The sequence below is a fragment of the Achromobacter pulmonis genome, assembly GCF_902859765.1.
Taxonomy (GTDB): domain Bacteria; phylum Pseudomonadota; class Gammaproteobacteria; order Burkholderiales; family Burkholderiaceae_B; genus Achromobacter; species Achromobacter pulmonis.
Genome location: NZ_CADIJV010000039.1, coordinates 1 through 19,209 on the forward strand (window position 1 = coordinate 1; position 19,209 = coordinate 19,209).

Annotated in this window: 17 protein-coding genes; 10 read left to right on the forward strand and 7 right to left on the reverse strand. The window is 67.6% G+C overall.

Annotation, left to right across the window (positions count from 1 at the left end):
* From HV701_RS23445 to HV701_RS23475, 7 genes are all read right to left on the reverse strand, one after another.
* On the reverse strand, positions 1-824 hold an 824-nt coding region (locus HV701_RS23445), incomplete at its 3' end, for an ABC transporter ATP-binding protein (RefSeq protein WP_175135404.1).
* Positions 825-828: 4 nt separating this feature from the next.
* Positions 829-2,265 carry an ABC transporter substrate-binding protein gene (locus HV701_RS23450; RefSeq protein WP_175135405.1) on the reverse strand — a complete coding sequence of 479 codons (1,437 nt, stop codon included), beginning with the start codon at positions 2,263-2,265 and terminating at the stop codon, positions 829-831.
* Between the two features lie 224 nt (positions 2,266-2,489).
* Positions 2,490-3,452, reverse strand: coding sequence for a Nudix family hydrolase (locus tag HV701_RS23455; RefSeq protein ID WP_175135406.1), 963 nt, complete (start codon positions 3,450-3,452; stop codon positions 2,490-2,492).
* Positions 3,445-4,311, reverse strand: a complete 867-nt coding sequence (locus tag HV701_RS23460) for an ATP-binding protein (protein WP_175135407.1) — start codon at positions 4,309-4,311, stop codon at positions 3,445-3,447. Before HV701_RS23460 ends, HV701_RS23455 begins: the two co-directional genes overlap by 8 nt.
* Before the next feature lie 132 nt (positions 4,312-4,443).
* Entirely contained in the window at positions 4,444-5,670 is a 1,227-nt protein-coding gene (argJ, locus tag HV701_RS23465) for a bifunctional glutamate N-acetyltransferase/amino-acid acetyltransferase ArgJ (protein WP_175135408.1), read from the reverse strand.
* Positions 5,671-5,792: 122 nt separating this feature from the next.
* On the reverse strand, positions 5,793-6,833 hold the full coding sequence (locus HV701_RS23470; RefSeq protein ID WP_175135409.1) for a hypothetical protein: 1,041 nt from the start codon (positions 6,831-6,833) through the stop codon (positions 5,793-5,795).
* Positions 6,834-6,889: 56 nt separating this feature from the next.
* Positions 6,890-7,384: a MarR family winged helix-turn-helix transcriptional regulator gene (locus HV701_RS23475; protein WP_175135410.1), complete on the reverse strand. Its 495-nt coding sequence runs from the start codon at positions 7,382-7,384 to the stop codon at positions 6,890-6,892.
* A 309-nt stretch (positions 7,385-7,693) separates the two neighbouring features.
* Between HV701_RS23475 and HV701_RS23480 the strand changes: the two genes are divergently transcribed.
* From HV701_RS23480 to HV701_RS23525, 10 genes are all read left to right on the forward strand, one after another.
* Positions 7,694-8,857: an ABC transporter substrate-binding protein gene (locus tag HV701_RS23480; protein ID WP_175135411.1), complete on the forward strand. Its 1,164-nt coding sequence runs from the start codon at positions 7,694-7,696 to the stop codon at positions 8,855-8,857.
* A 138-nt stretch (positions 8,858-8,995) separates the two neighbouring features.
* The gene (locus HV701_RS23485; protein ID WP_175135412.1) at positions 8,996-9,916 is read left to right on the forward strand and encodes a branched-chain amino acid ABC transporter permease; all 921 of its coding nucleotides are present in this window, start codon (positions 8,996-8,998) and stop codon (positions 9,914-9,916) included.
* Positions 9,916-10,884, forward strand: coding sequence for a branched-chain amino acid ABC transporter permease (locus HV701_RS23490; RefSeq protein ID WP_420809590.1), 969 nt, complete (start codon positions 9,916-9,918; stop codon positions 10,882-10,884). The genes HV701_RS23485 and HV701_RS23490 overlap by 1 nt, the downstream gene beginning before the upstream one ends.
* Positions 10,881-11,681, forward strand: coding sequence for an ABC transporter ATP-binding protein (locus HV701_RS23495; protein ID WP_175135413.1), 801 nt, complete (start codon positions 10,881-10,883; stop codon positions 11,679-11,681). The genes HV701_RS23490 and HV701_RS23495 overlap by 4 nt, the downstream gene beginning before the upstream one ends.
* A complete protein-coding gene (locus HV701_RS23500) occupies positions 11,681-12,385 on the forward strand; it encodes an ABC transporter ATP-binding protein (protein ID WP_175135414.1) in 705 nt (234 codons plus the stop codon). The genes HV701_RS23495 and HV701_RS23500 overlap by 1 nt, the downstream gene beginning before the upstream one ends.
* A 207-nt stretch (positions 12,386-12,592) precedes the next feature.
* Positions 12,593-14,578, forward strand: a complete 1,986-nt coding sequence (siaA, locus tag HV701_RS23505) for a biofilm regulation protein phosphatase SiaA (RefSeq protein ID WP_217467986.1) — start codon at positions 12,593-12,595, stop codon at positions 14,576-14,578.
* A gap of 23 nt (positions 14,579-14,601) precedes the next feature.
* Positions 14,602-15,141, forward strand: a complete 540-nt coding sequence (gene siaB / locus HV701_RS23510; RefSeq protein WP_175135416.1) for a biofilm regulation protein kinase SiaB — start codon at positions 14,602-14,604, stop codon at positions 15,139-15,141.
* Positions 15,142-15,180: 39 nt separating this feature from the next.
* Positions 15,181-15,558, forward strand: coding sequence for a biofilm regulation phosphoprotein SiaC (gene siaC / locus HV701_RS23515; protein ID WP_175135417.1), 378 nt, complete (start codon positions 15,181-15,183; stop codon positions 15,556-15,558).
* Positions 15,555-16,352, forward strand: a complete 798-nt coding sequence (gene siaD, locus HV701_RS23520) for a biofilm regulation diguanylate cyclase SiaD (protein WP_175135418.1) — start codon at positions 15,555-15,557, stop codon at positions 16,350-16,352. Before siaC ends, siaD begins: the two co-directional genes overlap by 4 nt.
* 39 nt (positions 16,353-16,391) lie before the next feature.
* A complete protein-coding gene (locus HV701_RS23525) occupies positions 16,392-18,968 on the forward strand; it encodes a sensor domain-containing protein (RefSeq protein WP_254595236.1) in 2,577 nt (858 codons plus the stop codon).
* Positions 18,969-19,209: the final 241 nt, after the last annotated feature.

Here is a 19,209-nt window from a genome sequence, read left to right on the forward strand (position 1 = left end):
AGCCGGCGCGCGGCGGCCGCCAGCGCGGCGGGCAGCGGATAGGTGCCGCCCGCATTGCGCAGCGCCGGCGCGCCGTCGTGCGCCTCCAGCGTGCCGCGCAGGAAGTTCATGCCGGGGTTGCCGATGAAGTCCGCCACTTCCATGGTGGCGGGGCGGCGGTAAATGGTGTCAGGGTCGGCGAACTGCAGCAGGTTGCCGCCCGACATGACGGCGATGCGGTCCGCCAGCGTCATGGCCTCGACCTGGTCATGCGTGACGTAGATGAAGGTCGCGTTCAGGCTGCGGTGCAGGCGCTTGAGTTCGACCCGCATGTCGGTGCGCAGCTTGGCGTCCAGGCTGGACAGCGGCTCGTCGAACAGGAACAGGTCGGGGTCGCGCACCACCGCGCGGCCGATCGCCACGCGCTGGCGCTGTCCGCCCGACAACTGGTAGGGCTTGCGGTCCAGCATCGATTCGACCCGCAGCAGCGCGGCCGCCCGGTCCACTTTGGCGCGCACTTCGGCGGCCGGCAGCTTCTGCATGCGCAGCGGAAAACCGATGTTCTCGCGCACCGTCATGTGCGGATACAGCGCGATGCTCTGGAACACCATGGCGACGTTGCGCCGGTGCGGCGGCACCTGGTCCACGCGCCGGTCGTCAATGCGGATCTGGCCGCCGGTGGGCGTGTCCAGGCCGGCGATCATGTTCAGCGTGGTGGTCTTGCCGCAGCCCGACGGCCCCAGCAAAACCACGAATTCGCCGTCGCGGATGTCCAGGTCGAGCGAGCGCACCGCCTGGAAGTGGGTGTACGACTTCTCTATGCCTTGCAGGCAGACGCTGGCCATGTCATCAGCTCCGCTTGAGGATCTTGGCGTACTTCTTGTACAGGCCGTCCCAGCGCGCGCGCAGTTCAGTGGCCACCTGGGCCGGCGTGCGAGTGCCCTTGATCAGCATGTCCTGCGCGATCATCTCGTGCATGCCGGTGTCCCACTCCTGGTACCACGGCGCTTTCAGGATGTTGGCGGCCACGGCCTTTTCGCGGCCCTCGAACAGCCATTGGTAGACCTGCTCCCGATGCGCCGGATACATCCATTTCATGATGGCGGCGCGGCTGTCGGGGTCGCGGTACAGCTCGGGGAAGGGCACTTCCAGGTTGGCCTTGGCGATCCAGTTCTTGTGCGTGGTCAACTGACCGGCGCGGTCGCGGTAGCCGAAGTACTTGACCAGCTCCCACAGCGCGGCCTGCTCGGCGTCGCTGCGCTTGCGCGTCGACATGCACAGCAGCGCGTGCCCCACCAGCACGGTGTCGTGGGTGGCGCCCGGCACCACGGGGTTGTAGCTGGAATAGTCGGCGATCTGGCTCTTGGCCGGATCGTTGTAGTTGAAGCTGTAGTAATCGATGTTCAGGTGGAAGGCGTGCTGGCCCTTCATCCAGGAACTGGAGGTCTCGGTGCCTGACCACGTCAGCACGGCGCGCTGCACCAGTTCGTCGTCCCACCAGCGCTTCCAGTCGGACAGCACCTTGGTCAGTGGGGTGTCGGGGCCGAAGGTGGCGCGCAATTCGCCGTCGACGAAACGCTCGCCCTCGGCAAAGCATTGCGCAATCAGGGCCCACGGCAGGCCGGTCCAGGCGTTGTACCAGGGCATCAGCATCGGATGCTCGGCCAGCCCCTTTTTCTTGATGTCGCGCGCCTGCTTTTCGACCGTGGCCCAGTCCTGCGGATAGTCGGCGGCGTTGGCGGTGCCGCCGTAGCCGGCTGCGCCCAGGATCTTCTCGTTGCGGAACAGCGCGTAGGGGCCGCCGTTGTAATAGGTCAGGCCGAGGTAGCGGCCGTCGGTGGCCTTGGCGTCCTCGACGATACCGGGAAACATCTGCTTCTGGATCTCGCCCAGGCCGGGCATGTCGTCGATCGGTCGGATCCAGCCGGCCGCGTACCAGCGCGAGGCCTGGCCGCGCTGGGCGTAGAACATGTCCAGCGGCGCCTTGGCGGCCAGTTGCGTTTCCAGCACCGCGGCGTAGTCGCCGGGGATGGGCGACAGGTTCACCGGCACGCCGCTTTCCTGCGTGAAGCGGGCGGCGCCCTGTTGCACGATTTCGCTGCCCCAGGGCCAGAAGGCGAAGGTCAGTGGCGAGGCCGCCTGTGCCAGCGCCCGCAGGGGCCAGCCGCCGGCCGCCAGCCCGGCCGCGCCGGCCAGGCCCGCGGCGCCGCGCAGGATGAAGTCGCGACGCTGGGCGTCGGCCGGGAATGGACCGCAGCGGCCATCGGGAGGGGGAGGCAGGGGCATGCTGGACTTCCTTGTTGTGGGAACGACGACAAAGAAACGGTGCAGCAAAAGCAATCAAGCGGGACGGCAGGACGGTGGCGCCGGCCCTCAAACGTGACCACTTGGTCACATCAGTCGCCAAGATAGGACGCCGCCACCTTTTGCGGCAAGGGGGGAGTTTCCCTAGGGCGTAAAAAAACCGGCGCGGCGCGCCGGTCGTGGGCGGGTGGCGATCCAGGCCCGCGTCAGATCAGGCCGCGGATGCCGGCGATGCCGTGCGCGCCGTGGCGTAGGGCCTGCGAGACGGTCTGGGTGGATTGCCCGCCGAGCGCGAAGACCGGGATGCCGGCATCGCGGTTGCCGGCGACGAAGCCGTCCCAGCCCAGCGTCGGCGCGCCCGGGTGGCTGGGCGTGTCCAGCACCGGGCCGAGCACGGCGAAATCCGCGCCCAGTTCGCGCGCATGCACCACCTGGGCGTTGTCGTGCGCCGAGACGCCCACCAGCGCGCCCGCCGGCAGGTCGGGCCGGGCCGTCAGCCGCGCGGCGTCGGCGCTGCGCAGGTGCACGCCGTCGGCCTCGCGCCACCAGGCGGCCGGATGGGCGCTGTTGACCAGCACCCGCGCGCCCGCGGCGTGGCAGCGCTTGACGATCTGCAGCAAGGCCTCGCGCAGCGAGGCCGAGGCCGGGCCGTCGGGCCATTGCGGTTCGCGCAACTGCACCAGCTTGACGCCGCGCGCCAGCGCCGCGTCCAACCGGCCCAGGAAGGAGGACAGGCCGGCGCGCGAGCCGATGGAACTGATGCCATAGGCCGTCGGCAGCTGCAGCCAGCGCAGCGGCGGCAGGGTGGCCGGCAGCAGGTCGCCGACCGCCGCCGCATTGGCCGGATCGACCCACTCCAGGCGCTGGTTTTCCAGGCTGCGCGGCTCGCCTTCCCAGGCAGTGACGTGGCAGAACGCCAGCCGCACCGTGGTGTGCGGATAGGCGTGCACGTAGGTCACCCACGGCCGCGACTGCGTCACGCGGATGCCGATCTCTTCCTGCAGCTCGCGCGCCAGCGCCTGCAGCACGGTTTCGCCGGGTTCGAGCTTGCCGCCGGGCAGTTCCCACCAGCCCGACCAGGGCTTGCCTTCGGGGCGTTGGCCCAGCAGCAGCATGCCGTCCGGGCGCAGGATCAGGCCGGCGGCGACATCGATGATTTTGTCAGACATGGCGGGCAGCCCAGTCGCGGGCGAATTGATAGGCGACACGGCCCGAGCGCGAGCCGCGCTCGATGGTCCATTGCAGCGCCTCGGTGCGGGACGGTTCGATCTGCGCTTCCGGGCAGCCCAGCTCGCGCAGCCAGTGGTAGACGATGTCGAGGTAGTCGTCCTGCTTGAAGGGATAGAACGACAGCCACAGCCCGAAGCGCTCGGACAGCGAGATCTTCTCTTCGACGGTTTCGCCGGGGTGGATCTCGCCGTCGGGCTGGTGCTTGGCCTGCAGGTTCTCGCTCATGTATTCCGGCATCAGGTGGCGCCGGTTGGAGGTGGCATAGATCAGCACGTTGTCGCCCGCGGCGGCGACCGAGCCGTCCAGCACGGACTTGAGCGCCTTGTAGCCGGCCTCGCCTTCCTCGAACGACAGGTCGTCGCAGAACACGATGAAGCGCTCGGGGCGCGAGGCCACCAGTTCGACGATGTCGGCCAGGTCGGCCAGGTCGGACTTGTCGACCTCGATCAGCCGCAGGCCGCGGTCGCCGTAGGCCGCGAGCATGGCCTTGACCAGCGAGCTCTTGCCGGTGCCGCGGGCGCCGGTCATGAGGACGTTATTGGCGGGCTTCTTGTCGATGAATTGCCGCGTGTTGCGGTCGATGATGCCTTTCTGGCGCTCGATGTGCTGCAGGTCTTCGAGTTCGATGCGGGCCACGTGGCGCACGGCGTCGAGCCAGCCGCGCGAACCGCGTTTGCGCCAGCGGAAGGCGTGTGCGTTCCAGTCGATGTCAGGCGGGGCGGGGGGCAGCCAGGCTTCGAGCTGTGCCAGCACGCGCTCGGCGCGCTGGATGAGGGTGGTGAATTCGGTCGCGGTCACGGTGTGGTCCAGGAAGAGCGAACGGACGGGCCCGGCATCGGTCCCGCGTCGCTTTCGCGGGCGCCGTCGGATCCGGCAGGCAATGCCGGGGGTCCGCGCCCGGGGATCAGCCGGGCGGATGGCGGGTCTTGATCAGGAACGGTAGTCGGCGTTGATCGACACGTACTCGTGCGAGAAGTCGCAGGTGTAGACGGTGTCATTGACCTGGCCGCGGCCCAGCGCGATGCGCACGCTGATCTCGGCCTGCTTCATCACGCGCTGGCCGTCGGCTTCCTGGTAGTCGGGGTTGCGGCCGCCGTCCTTGGCCACCAGCACGTCGTCGAGCCACAGGCGGATCTTCGACACGTCCAGGTCGTCGATGCCGGCGTAGCCCACGGCGGCCAGGATGCGGCCCAGGTTGGGGTCCGAGGCGAAGAAGGCGGTCTTGACCAGCGGCGAGTGGGCCACGGCGTAGGCCACCTTGAGGGCTTCTTCGGTGGTGCCGGCCTCTTCGACGCGGATGGTCATGAACTTGGTGGCGCCTTCGGCGTCGCGCACGATCTTCTGCGCCAGTTCCAGCGCGGCGGCGGTCAGCGCCTCGCGCACGGCGGCGTAGGCGGCGTCGGACTCGGCATTGACTTCGACGCCCGACTTGCCCGTGGCGACGATGATGAACGAGTCATTGGTGGAGGTGTCGCCGTCGACCGTGATGCGGTTGAACGACGCGTCGGCGATTTCCACCGCCAGCTTGCGCAGCAGCGGCTGGGCGATGCCGGCGTCGGTGGCCAGGAAGCTCAGCATGGTCGCCATGTTGGGGCGGATCATGCCGGCGCCCTTGCTGATGCCGGTGAAGGTGACGGTCTTGCCGTCGATCTGGACGCGGCGCGATGCGATCTTGGGCAGCGTGTCGGTGGTCATGATGCCGTGCGCCGCGCTCGACCAGTGGTCGGCGCCCAGGTTGGCGATGGCGCCCGGCAGGCCGGCGAACAGGCGGTCCAGCGGCAGCGGTTCGAGGATCACGCCGGTCGAGAACGGCAACACCTGGGCGGCGGGCACGCCCAGCAGGCGGCCCAGTTCGGCGCAGGTGTCCTGGGCCTTCTTCAGGCCTTCGGCGCCGGTGCCGGCGTTGGCATTGCCGGTGTTGATGACCAGCGCGCGGATCGGGCCGCCGTCGGCCAGGTGGGCCTGGCACACCTGCACGGGCGCCGCGCAGAAACGGTTGCGGGTGAACACGCCGGCCACGCTGCTGCCTTCGGCCAGGCGGAAAACCGTCAGGTCGCGTCGGTTGGCTTTGCGGATGCCGGCCTCGGTAACGCCGATTTCAACGCCGGCAACAGGGAAAATTTCGGACTCGGAGGGGATCTGCAGGTTAACGGCCATGACTTCGTCTCATGAATGAGCTGGACGGAAATCGCCGCCAGCGAAAGGCGGCGCGTGGGGGAAAGCTTCGTATTATCCCACTGCTTTGCGACAGGCGGCGGCGGGCCCCGGAGCGCCGGCCGTCAGGGCGCGGTGCGCATGGCGGCCACGTCCAGCACCCCGGCATCGCGGTTCGAGAGGATGGCGCGCACGGTGCCGTCGGGCGCCTGCAGCACCGACATGCCGGCCGCGATCTCCTTGCCGTCGGCCTGGCGCGCGGCGCGGCCGCGCGAGGGCGAGAACAGCAGGTCGCCGGGCTGCATGCCGGGTACGCGCGGGCTGGCCGTGAGCATGCGGGTGCCGGTGGGGTAGGTGATGCTGCCCAGCGTGCTCTCGCGCCCCAGCAGGCCCTCGAACCCCAGCAGGCGGCGCTGCGCGTCCAGGGTCATGTCCACCTTCAGCAGCGGCATGCCGGCCACCGACAGGGGGTCGCTCCCCTCGGCGCGCAGCAGCCAGCGCGGCGCCGGGTTGGCGGGATCGGGCGCGCTGGCGCGCACCGCCTCGTCCACCTTGAGCCAGGCGCCGGCCGGCACCGGCTGCTGGTCCAGGGTATTGCCGATGGCCAGGTGGCAACTGGAGAACCGCGGCTGACCGCTCAGCACGACGAATTCAATCCGATGACCGTGGGCGCAGAGCCAGCCGTCCTGAGCCTGGTCGCGGGCGATCTCGACGGACAGGGTCTCGGGCTGGCGGGCGGTGGCGGCGTAATGGAACAGCCGGGTGGCGCTCACGCCCTGCACGCTCGCCGGGTGGTCGTCGGGAAAGGTGGCGCGGTCGAACGAGGCCGGATCGCCGGGGCTGGCCAGGCGCAGCGCCGTACCCGCCGGCATGTCGACCCCGGCCAGCCGCGCGGGCTGGGCCAGCACCAGGTTGAAGTCGCTGCCGAGGCGGGCATCGCGCTGGGCCGCCAGCCACAGGCTCAGCTGCTGGTAGGGAAAGAGGCCGCCGACCAGGGCCAGCAGCGCCATCAGGACCGTGCCGCCACGGCGATGGCCGCCCAGCCACCGGCGGGCGCCCTGGCTGGTGGCCAGGATGGCCAGCCAGGTCAGCAGCGTCGACAGGCAGGCCAGCGAGATGGCCATCAAGACGTAGTAATTACCGCCAGGAAGAGATACCGGAATCATGCCGGCAATTATGCGCCAAACCGCTGGCGCTTTTCTGGCGGCCGGATCGGACCGCGTCAGTCCTTGGGGCCGGCCGAGCGGGTCGCCACCACCTGTAGTTTCAGTTCGCCCAGCGCCTGGAACAGCGCGTTGCGGCTGCCCTCCGGCAGTTCGCCGAACATCGACTTGACCCACGATTCGTGGGCCCGCGCCATTTTGGCGAAGCTCTTGCGGCCTTGCGGCGTCAGCTTGATGAGTGAGCTGCGGCGGTCGGACTCGACCTTGGTGCGCACCACCAGGCCTTCCTTTTCGAGCTGGTCGGTGATGCCGGTGATATTGCCGTTGGTCACCATCATGTGGCGCGACAATTCGCCCATCTTCATGCCCTTGGGCGCGCGCTGCAATTGCGCCATCAGATCGAAGCGCGGCAGGGTGGTGTCGAATTCGTTGCGCAACCGGCTGCGGATCTCGCCTTCGATGAGATTGGCGCAGGTCAGCATGCGCAGCCACAGGCGCAGCGCGTGATGATCATCGGGGGCGGCGCGGGATTCCAGGTCGGGAGCGTCTGTCATGGTGGGGGAAGATTACCGGGAATGCGTGGATGGGTTTGTATTCTTGAGTATCGGGCCGATGTCGGGTAATGTCCGCGCGGGTGCCCGCGCCGTGGATCATTGGTAAAAACCCTAGACTTGTTTTGCCGAATACTTTAAACCTAAACTATGAACCACGCCAGTTCCCCCCATGCCGCATCACGGGATCGGCTGCCACGGGCACCGGTCTGACGGCCGCCTGACCGGGCCGGCGGGCCGGCCATAGAAGTCCTTCGAATCGCAATCCCAGAACAACACCCTCTGCGCGGCTCGCGCACGGAGCACACCACCATGCGTTTCATCACTTCCCTTATTGCCGCCGCCGCCCTGGTGCCGGCACTGGCACACGCCGATCCGGTCAAGGTCGGCATCGCGAATGACATTTCCGGTCCGTTCTCGGCCCTGGGCGCCGAGGCCCGCGACGGCTTCAACCTGGCGATCAAGCAGCTGGGCAGCAAGCTCGGCGGCCAGCCCGCCGAATTCCTGCAGACCGACATGGGCGGCAACCCCGACCAGGCCCGCCAACTGGTCACGCGTTACATCCAGCGCGACAAGGTCGATTTCTTCACCGGCCCGATCGGCTCGAACGTGGCCCTGGCCGTCGGCCCCGCCTTGTTCGCGGCCAAGGTGCCGTACCTGTCGAACAACCCCGGCCCCAGCCAGTTCGCCGGCGCCCAGTGCAACCACTATTGGTTCGGCACCTCGTACCAGAATGACGCTTTCCACGAAGCCGCCGGCAAGGTGGCGGCCGACCGCGGCTTCAAGAAGATGTTCATCATGGCGCCGGACTACCCCGCCGGCAAGGACGCGCTGACCGGCTTCAAGCGCGGCTACAAGATCGCGCCGGGCGACGAGGTCTACACCAAGCTGGGCCAGATCGACTATGCCGCCGAAATCGCCCAGATCCGCGCCGCCAAGCCGGACGCGGTCTATATCTTCCTGCCGGGCGGCATGGGCATCAACTTCGTCAAGCAGTTCGTGTCCGCCGGCCTGTCGCAAAGCGTCAAGCTGATCGGTCCGGGCTTCTCGGCCGACGAGGACGTGATCCAGGCCGTGGGCGAGCCGATGCTGGGCATGTACAACACGGCGCAGTGGGCGCATGACCTGGACGTGCCGCAGAACAAGGCCTTCGTCGAAGCCTTCCGCAAGGAATACAACGGCCGCTACCCGTCGGTGTACGCCGCCCAGGCCTACGACGTCATCATGGCCATGGACGCCGCCGTCAAGCAGGCCGGCGGCAAGGCCTCCGACCGCGAGGCCATCATCAAGGCGCTGGCCAAGGCCGACTACCCCTCGGTGCGCGGCAGCTTCACCTACGGCAAGAACCACTATCCGATCCAGGCCTACTACCTGCGCGTGGTCGACAAGGATGCCAGCGGCCGCATCACCAACAAGCTGGTGGGCAAGGTGTTCGACAAGTACCAGGACGTCTACGTCGGCGACTGCAAGCTGTAAGAACCAAGAACGGCTACATGCAATGTGGCCCCGCCCGCGGGGTCGCACGGATCCGGCTTGGCCGGTCCGTCGCGGCGCCCCCTTGAGGGGGCAAGCGCGCAGCGCTTCGGGGGTGGGGCTGCAGCAGAGGGGATTTTCATGACGTTCACGCTCATCATCGAGCAATTGCTGAACGGTCTGCAGTTTGGGTTGATGTTGTTTCTGATTGCGGCCGGGCTGACCCTGGTGTTCGGCATCATGGACATCATGAATCTGGCGCACGGCTCGCTCTATATGGCAGGCGCTTATGTCGCCGCCGAAACCATGCAGCGCACGGGATCGTTCACGGCCGCCGTGCTGGTCGCCGCCGTCGCCACCGGGCTGGTCGGGGTGGTGCTGGAACTGACGCTGATCCGCCGTCTGGCGCTGCGCGACCACCTGGCCCAGGTGCTGGGCACCTACGCGGTCATCCTCATCGCCAATGATTTGGTCAAGATGATCTGGGGCCCGGCCCCGGTCATGCTGAACATGCCGGCGCTGCTGTCCGGGCCGGTGCGCCTGTTGCCCGATCTGCTGTATCCCGCCTATCGCCTGATGATCATCGTCTTCGGCGTGGCCTCGGCCGTGGGGCTGTACTGGTTCGTGACGCGCACCCGCGCCGGCGTGCTGGTGCGGGCCGGCGCCTCGAACCGCCAGATGGCCACCCTGATGGGGGTGCGCGTGCCGCTGTTGTTCCTGGGCGTGTTCGTGCTGGGCGCCATGCTGGCGGCCGTGGCCGGCGCGCTGCTGGGGCCGATCACCTCGGTGCAGGTCGGCATGGGCGAGGAAATCCTGATCCTGGTGCTGGTGTGCATCGTCATCGGCGGCATCGGCTCGATCCGCGGCGCTTTCGTCGGCGCGCTGCTGGTGGGCATGGTCGACACCGCCGGGCGCGCCTTCCTGCCGATGTTGCTGCGCCAGGTGTTTTCGCCGGCGGTCGCCTCCAGCGTCGGCCCGACGCTGGCGGCCATCGCCATCTACGTGCTGATGGCGGCGGTCCTGGTGTTCCGGCCTTCCGGCCTGTTTCCGGCGCGAGGCTGATGATGCGGACTTCTTCGATGCTCTGGACCCTGGCCCTGCTGGCCGCGCTGGCGGCGTTCCCGCTGGTGGCGCCGGCGCTTGGCCTGGACTTCTATATTTCCTTCGTGCGGCGCGTGCTGATCTACGCACTGGCCGCCACCAGCCTGAACCTGATCCTGGGCTATGGCGGCATGGTGGCGCTGGGCCACGCGGCATTCTTTGGCGCCGGCGCCTACGCGGTCGGCATCCTGGCGATGGCGGGCGTGACCTCGGCCCTGGTGTCGTGGCCGGTTGCGATGCTGCTGGCGGCGCTGTTGGCCTGCCTCACGGGCGCGGTGTCGCTGCGCACCCGCGGCGTGTACTTCATCATGATCACCCTGGCCTTCGCGCAGATGCTGTTCTACATCTTCATCTCGCTGCGCCAGTACGGCGGCGAGGACGGGCTGAACCTGCCGGGCTACTCGTCGTTGCCGGGTATCGATTTGGCCGACGACCGGTCGTTCTACTACCTGGTGTTGGTGATTTTCGTTGTCATGATGTGGCTGTTCGGGCGGGTGACGCAATCGCGCTTCGGCACCGCGCTGCAGGGCATCCGGGAAAACGAGTCGCGCATGGAATCGATGGGGTATCCGGTCTACCGCATCAAGTTGACCGCCTTCACGCTGAGTGGCGCCGCGGCCGGACTGGCCGGCGCGCTGCTGGCCAACCACAACCTGTTCATCTCGCCCAGCCTGATGCACTGGACCCAGTCGGCCAATCTGCTGATCATGGTGCTGGTGGGCGGCATCGGCCTGCGCTACGGCGGCGTGGCCGGCGCGGTGGTGATGCTGGTGCTGGAGGAAGTGCTGCGCCAGTGGACCGAATACTGGCACCTGCCCCTGGGCGTGCTGCTGCTGTGCGTGGTGTTCGGCGCGCCGCGCGGCCTGGTGGGCCTGTTCGGCCCGCTGTTCGGCGGCCGTGCCGCGCAAACCGGCAAGGCGGGATCATGAACCAGACGCACACCTCATCGCAGGCGCCCGCGCTGCGGGCCAGCAACCTGGTGCGCCGTTTCGGCGCGCTGGTGGCCACCGACAATGTCTCGATCTCCTTGAATCCGGGGGAGATCCATGCCCTGATCGGCCCCAACGGCGCCGGCAAATCGACCCTGATCCACCTGCTGTCCGGCACGTTGGCGGCCGATTCGGGCTCGCTGGCCGTGGACGGCCGCGACGTCACCGCCATGAACGCCCACCAGCGCGTGGCGGCGGGGCTGTCGCGCTCGTACCAGATCACCAACATCTTCAAGCAATCCAGTGTGCTGGACAATCTGGTGCTGGCGGCGCAGGCCCACGCCGGCAGCAGCTTCCGCTTCTGGAAGCCGCGCGCCGCCGAAGCGGCGCTGTACGAGCAGGCGCGCGAACTGGCGCGCGAGTGCGCCATCGACGCCAGCCTGCTGGACCGTGCCGCCGGCACGCTGCCGCACGGCGAACAGCGCAAGGTGGAGTTCGCGCTGGCGCTGGCCGCGCGGCCGCGCGTGCTGCTGCTGGATGAGCCCATGGCCGGCATGGGGCCCGACGAAACCCTGCGCCTGACCGAACTGATCGAGTCGCTGCGCGGCCGCGCCGCCATGTTGCTGGTCGAGCACGACATGCAGGCGGTGTTCCGGCTGGCCGACCGCATTTCGGTGCTGGTGTATGGCCGTGTGATCGCCACCGGCACGCCCGATGAGATCCGCGCCAATCCGGATGTGCGCCAGGCCTACCTGGGTGACGATGAAACGGCGCCCGCGCGCCAGGAGAGTGCCTGATGCTCAGCATTGAATCGGCCCAGAGCGGCTACGGCGCCAGCCAGGTGCTGTTCGGCGTGGACCTGGAAATCGGCGCCGGCCAGGTGGTGACGCTCCTGGGCCGCAACGGCATGGGCAAGACCACGCTGCTGCGCACGCTGTTCGGCCAGTTGCCGCTGCGCGGCGGCAAGATCCATTTTGCCGGCCAGGACATCAGCGGCTGGAGCCCGGACCGTATCGCCCGCAGCGGCATGGCCATCGTGCCGGAAGGGCGCCAGTGCTTTCCCAACCTGACGGTGCGCGAACACCTGACCGCCTTCGTGGCCGCGCGCAATCCCGCCATCGGCGAGCCCTGGACGCCCGAGCGCGTCTTCGAGCTGTTCCCGCGCCTGGGGGAACGCGCCCGCAACATGGGCAACCAGTTGTCGGGCGGCGAGCAGCAGATGCTGGCCATCGGCCGCGCGCTGGTGACCAACCCGCGCCTCTTGATCCTGGACGAAGCCACCGAGGGCCTGGCGCCCAAGATCCGCGAGGAGATCTGGCACTGCCTGGCGCGCCTGCGGCAGGCCGGGCAGACCATCCTGGTGATCGACAAGTACGTCGAGCGCCTGCTGAGCCTGGCCGACCGCCACGTCATCCTCGAACGCGGCAAGGTGGTCTGGAGCGGCGACTCCGCAGCCCTGGATGCCGACCGCGGCCTCTGGGAACGTTACCTGGGTGTGTAGCGTGAAAGCCGCAGTTTCGGCGCGGCAGTCAGCCATTTTTTCGATATAAAACGCAATAAACGCGCGGTTCGCCCGAAATAGGCCAGCCTTTGGCAAATTCGCGCGTTTACGCCTGTTTCCATTCATCCGATGGTTCTCTACACTTAGCGCGCCGTGCGTACCGCGTGGATGCGTCACGTCTTATCAAGCTGTCAGGGAAGACTTCGCATGGCGAAATGGGGTTTGCGCAAAAAATCATTGATGGCATTGCTGCTGGCGTGCGTGGTCGCGCTGGCGCCGGCCGCGCTGATCGGCTGGCAGGTGCTGGACGGGGTGCGCGACCACTTCGGCCGCGCCTTCGCCGACAACTTCACGCAATTGAACCGCCAGCGCATCCTGGCGCCGGTCTCGCGCGAGCTGGCGCTGTCGCAGCGCCTGGCCGACAGCGAGGTGACGCGCCGCTGGCTGCGCAATGAAAGCGATCCGGCCGCGCGCGAGCTGTTCTTCCGCGAGGCCGACGGCTACCGCCGCGACCTGCTGGGCCGCGCCTATTTCATTGCCAGCGCCGCCACCGGCCACTACTACTTCAACGATGACCAGCCGTTGTCGGAAGCGCCGCGCTATACGCTCAGCCGCGCGGCGGCCGACGATAGCTGGTTCTACAACTCGCTCAAGGCGAGCGCGCGCTACAACATCAACGTCAATCCCGACCTCAAGCTCAAGACCACGCGGGTCTGGATCAACGTGCAGGTGCGCGATGGTGACCAGGTCATCGGCCTGACCGGCGCCGGGCTGGACGTGGGCGGCTTCCTGCGTGACTTCGTCAACAGCGGCCAGCCGGGCGTCACGCCCATCATCGTCGACGAGGAGGGCGCGATCCAGGCGCATATGGACCCCGCCCTGATCGCCTACAACTCGGGGGCCGGGGGCGCCAACGGCCGCGGCATGGTGTTCAACCTGCTCGACCCCGGCAGCAGCCGCGATGAGCTGCGCTCGGCGCTGCACGCGGCCCAGGCCGACCCGCAGTCGGTGCAGTCGGCCTGGGTCTCGATCGACGGCGTGCGCCAGCTGGTGTCGGTGGCCTACATGCCCGAGTTGCACTGGCATGTGCTGACCGTGGTCGACCTGGGCGCGGCCCGGGTGCTGGATACCGACTGGCTGTGGCCGGCGGCGATCGGCCTGGTACTGCTGTTCGCGGCCTTGTTGCTGTGCTTCGGCTACGCCATCGAACGCCTGATGCTGCGGCCCTTGCGCCGCCTGCAGCAGTCGGCCCGGGCCATCGCCGACGGCAGCTACGACGTGCGCCTGCCGCCCGGCGGACAGGATGAGATCGGCGACCTGAGCCGCGCTTTCGGCGTGATGGCCGACAAGGTGCGCCAGCACACCGCCGAACTCGAGAGCAAGGTGCGCGAACGCACCTCCGAGCTGGAGGACGCCAACCGCGCCATGGCGGCCGCGCACAAGAAGATCGGCGATTCCATCGACTACGCCAGCCTGATCCAGCGCGCCATTCTGCCTGACCGCCAGTTGACCCAGTCGCTCGGCGCCCATCATTTCGTGCTGTGGAAGCCCCGTGATGTGGTGGGCGGCGATTTCTACGTGTTCCGCTCCGATGGCGCCAATTGTCTGCTGGGCATCATGGACTGCGCCGGCCATGGCGTGCCGGGCGCGCTGATGACCATGCTGGCGCGCGCCGCCATCGACCTGGCGATCACCGAGGCCGGTCCGTCCGATCCCGCGGGCATCCTGACGCGCACCGACAGCGCCATCCGCGCCATGCTTGCGGATGCGCAACTGCCGCGGGCGCTGGCCACCAATACCGACGCGGGGCTGGTATATATTGACCGCCAGGCCGGCAGCTTGCGGTATGCCGGCGCCAAGATCAGCCTGTACGCCAGCGACGGCGAAACCCTGCGCGAAGTGCCGGGAGGCAAGCGCGCGCTGGGCGACAAGCGGACCGGGACTTACCAGAACGTCGAATTGCGCCTGGAGCCGGGCTGGACGTACTACCTGGCGACCGACGGCTTCCTGGACCAGGCCGGTGGCGAGCATGGCTTCGGCTTCGGCAACACGCGTTTCGCCGAAATGCTCAAGAGACACGCGCGCCAGCCGTTAACCGAGCAGGCGGCCGCCTTTACCGAAGTCCTGGCCCGGTACCAGGGCAGCCGGCCCCAGCGCGACGACATTACCTTGCTGTCTTTCCGTTTCGAATAATCGTTATCAGGGCGGTAACTCCCATGAATGCCTCGGATCTCTACGCATTGGGCGAGCGTTTCGACCAGAACCGCACCTTGTTGTGCTTCAACGGGCCGATCTCGCGCAGCCTGATCGAAGAAATCGGCAATGCGCTGAAGAACTACCTGAATGCCGAGCACGCGCGTCCGGCGGAAGCGATGGATGTGTTCTCGGTCTACATCGAGATGATCCAGAACATCCGCCAGTATGCCGCCCAGAACGGCGACGCCGACGCCTGCGCCACGGTGGTGATCGGGCGCCGCGACGAAAGCCGCTATGTGGTGTCGGCCGGCAACCTGGTCAAGGCCGAGGACGGGCAAAGCCTGGTGGCGCGCATCCAGCAACTGGCCACGCTGGACAAGGCCGCCTTGAAGGCGGAATACAAGACGCAGCTGCACAAGCCGCGCACGCCCGGCGCCGCGTCGGGGGCCGGCCTGGGCCTGATCGATATCGCGCGCCGGGCCGGCGCGCCGCTGGAAGCCAGCCTGACGCCCGCGGCGGGCGAGGGCCGGGCCTTCTTCAGCTTGAGCGTCGTGATCTGACCGGCGCGCCAAAGCCCAAGAAAATTTTCGGAGTCATTGATGAAAGACCTAGAAATTCCCGGGACCCAGTCCACGCCCGCCATCACCGCCGATGCCGCCGCCGGCGTGCTGGCGATGCGCGGCGACTCGTATCCCGAGAACTCCTTCGAGCTGTTCGGCCCCGTGATCGAATGGGTCGAAGCCTATCTGCTCGGCTCGGCCGCGCCGTTGAAGCTCGAACTGGAACTGCTCTACCTGAACACCAGCAGCATCAAGTCGGTCATGGACATCTTCGACCTGCTGGAGGCCGCCCACGCCAACGGCCGCGAGGTCAGCGTGACGTGGTTCTACGACATGCGCAACGAGCGCGTCGGCGAGTTGGCCGAGGAATTCAAGGAAGATTGCACCTTCCCGTTCTCGGTCGTTGGCCGGCAATGAAGCACGGCAACGCCGAACTGGACGAACGCATCGCCACGCTGCTGGCCGACCCGGCATACGCCGGGCATCCGCTGCGCGAGGCCCTGCAGGACCTGTGGCGGCATACCGCCGAGCAGATGGCGCGGATCGAGCGCGTCACCCACCTGTCGGACGCCTATCAGTCGATGGCGCACCAGCGCGAAATGGGGCTGTGCGAACAGTTCGACCGGCAGTTGCAGCGGCTGGCGCGCATTGCGCGCATCTCCGATCATTACCAGAGCATGATGCGCGACTTGAACAAGACGCTGGAAGAGACGTCGCGCCGGGATCCGCTGACCGGCCTGCTGAACCGCCGCGCGCTGATGGAGATGATCAAGCAGGAGGTGCAGCGCGCCACCCGCGGCGGGCAGGCCTTCGTGGTCGCCATGCTCGACGTCGACCATTTCAAGGCGGTCAATGACCGTTATGGCCATGAAATCGGCGATCGCGCCCTGGTGGAATTGGCTGGCGCCATGCGCAACAGCCTGCGCGAGTACGACCTGTGCGGCCGCTGGGGCGGCGAGGAATTCCTGGTGCTGTTGCCCGCGACCCCGCCCGAAACGGCGCAGGGGGTGATGGACCGGCTGGTGGGCGCGGTGCGCAGTCTGGCCATCGACGTCGGGCCTGACGTGTTGCGCCTGACCGTCAGCATCGGCATGGCCTGCCACCAACTCGGAGAGACCTTTTCAGAAACGCTCAGCCGGGCGGACCAGGCGCTGTACCTGGCCAAGCAGGATGGACGCGATCGCGTCGCACTTGGCTTCCCCCGGCGCTGAATGAACCCGGAACCGCAGTCTTCCGGTATGGAGCCCCTTATGCTTGATTCTCATCCCGGCGGTTCGAGCGTGGCCCCGCAGGGGACCGCTTGGCAGACGAGCAACTATCTGGCGACGATCGACCGGGCACTGCTGCTGTTCGATTTCGATACCGCCGGCTCCCTGCTGCACGCGAATGACAATTTCCTGGCCACGCTGGATTATCCGCGCGCCGACATCGTCTGCCTGCGCCACGACCTGCTGTGCGACAGCATGGACGAAGGCAAGGGCATTGCCGGCGCCGAACAGATCTGGGCGCGGCTGCGCCGCGGCGAGTTCTTTTCGGGCACCTGCCGCTATCGCAAGCGCTGCGGCGCATCGGTGTGGATCGAAGCCACCTATATGCCGATGCGCGACGCCAGCGGCGAGGTGCGCCGCATCGCGGTCATTTCGCGCAAATCCATCGCCGACGCCGAGCGCCAGGAGGAAGTCCGCCTGTTGTTGCTGGGTATCAACGAAACCGGCAATGCCGTGGCGGTGTCCGGCCGTGATGGCCGCATTGTCTATGTCAACGAGGGTTTCCAGCGCATGCTGGGATTCTCGCGCGCCGACGCCCGCGACCAGGAACTGGGCGAACTGTTGGCCGGCGGCCGTCCCGACGGCGGCACCCGCGAGGAACTGGACCGCCGCATCGCCTGCCGCGAGGGCTATCACAAGGACGTGCTGGTCTATGACCGCGGCGGCAAGCCGCTGTGGGTGTCGGTCATGGCCAATTCGGTGTTCGACGAGCGTGGGTCGCTGGTCAATATCGTCGATGTGCTGACCGACATCACGCCCACCAAGGTGCACGAGGTGCTGCAGCGCCGTGTGCTGCAGGCGATGGTGAACGAGGCCTCGGTGGTCGAGGTGATGAACATGGTCTGCCGCGAGGTCGAGCGCCTGGCGCCGGAAGTGGCGGCCACCGTCCTGCGGGTGGACGATGACGGCAAGTTGCGGCCCCTGGCGGCGCCGAGCATGCCCCCCGCCTACAGCGAGGCGCTCGACGGCGAGGCCATCGGTCCGCAAGTGGGCGCCTGCGGCACAGCGGCGTTCCTGGGCCGGCCAGTGATCGTGCCGGATATCGCCACCGATCCGTTGTGGGAAAACTATCGCCATCTGCCGCTGCCGGAGGACATCAAGGCCTGCTGGTCTTCGCCCATCAAGTCGAGCGATGGCCGCGTGATCGGCACATTCGGCTTCTATTTCCGCGAACGCCGCCTGCCGGACGACTTCCACCATCGGCTGGTGGATGTGTGCGTGTATCTGTGCGCGCTGGCGCTGGAGCGCGAGGAGGCCCGTGCCCGTATCCGCCAGCTGGCGTTCTACGACGAACTGACCGGCCTGCCGAACCGCAATCTGCTGCTCGCCCAGGCCGAGCAGGCCATCGCCCGCGCCGAGCCGGAGCGCAAGCGCGTGGCGGTGCTGTTCCTGGACCTGGACCGCTTCAAGCAGGTCAACGACACGCTGGGACATCCTATCGGCGATGCGCTGCTGCGCGACATTGCCCAGCGCCTGCGGCGTCTGGCGCGCGCCTCCGACATCGTCGGCCGCCTCTCGGGCGACGAGTTCGTGGTGCTGATGCCCGATTTCGAGCATGGCCGCCTGACGGCGGCGGCCGAGCACATCCTGGTGTCGCTGGCGCAACCGTTCGTGGTGGGCGGCATCACGCTCAACCCGTCGGTGAGCATCGGCATCAGCGTGTTCCCCGAGAACGGCCGCGACATGGACACGCTGCTGCGTCACGCCGACATGGCCATGTACCAGGCCAAGACCGCGGGCCGCAACCGCATTTCGTTCTTCAGCGCCGAGATGAACCGCCAGGCCCAGGAGCGTCTGGCGCTGGAAGCGGCGCTGCGCGATGCGCTGGAGGGCCGCGCGTTGCGCCTGCATTACCAGCCGCAGGTGGGGCTGAATAACGGCACCCTGTATGGGGTGGAGGCGCTGGCGCGCTGGCGCCATCCGACGCTGGGGGATATATCGCCGGCGCGTTTCGTGCCGCTGGCCGAGGAATGCGGGCTGATCGGCGACCTGGGCGACTGGGCGGTGCGCGAGGCTTGCTCGCAATTGTCGATTTGGCGCCATGGCGGGCTGCAGGTGCCGTCGGTGTCGGTGAATCTGTCGGCGACCAATTTCCACAACCTGAACCTGCCGCGCATGATCGCCGCGACGCTGGCCGAATTCGGCCTGGCGGCGTCGGACCTGATGCTGGAGATCACCGAGGGCGTGGTGCTGGACGCCACGGCGGGCACGCTGCGCACGATCGCGGAACTGCATCGCCTGGGGGTGCGCCTGTCGATGGACGACTTCGGCACGGGCTATTCAAGCCTGGGGCATCTGCGGCGCCTGATCGTGGATGAGCTGAAGCTGGACCGCAGTTTCGTTCAGGGGTTGGAGAGCGATGACGCGGCCCGCGCGTTGACGAGCGCGGTGATCCGGATCGGCGAGAGCCTGAGCCTGCCGGTGGTGGCCGAGGGGATCGAGAATGAAGAGCAGCGGCGCTTCCTGATCGAACAGGGGTGCGCGGCCGGGCAGGGCTTCCTGTTTTCGCCGCCGTTGCCGGCGGATGATCTTGAGGAGTGGTTGCGGGCGCGGGGGTGAGCGGTCTGCTTTTCTTGCGGCGCCTGAGTGCTTAAGGCGCCTCCGCTGCCCCCCACCGGCACCTCCCCTCCCTGCACCCCACGGGCGAACCCCAAGCCCGTCCCCAGAATCCCAGCCCCTCCACGTTTCCCCCATTTGCGATCCTCTCATTCCAGGTATATATTTCAAGCCTAAACTATCAAGGCCTAAAAATAGCAGCGACCCGCCCCAAGCTTCCGGGCCGCACTTCTTGGAGCGTTAC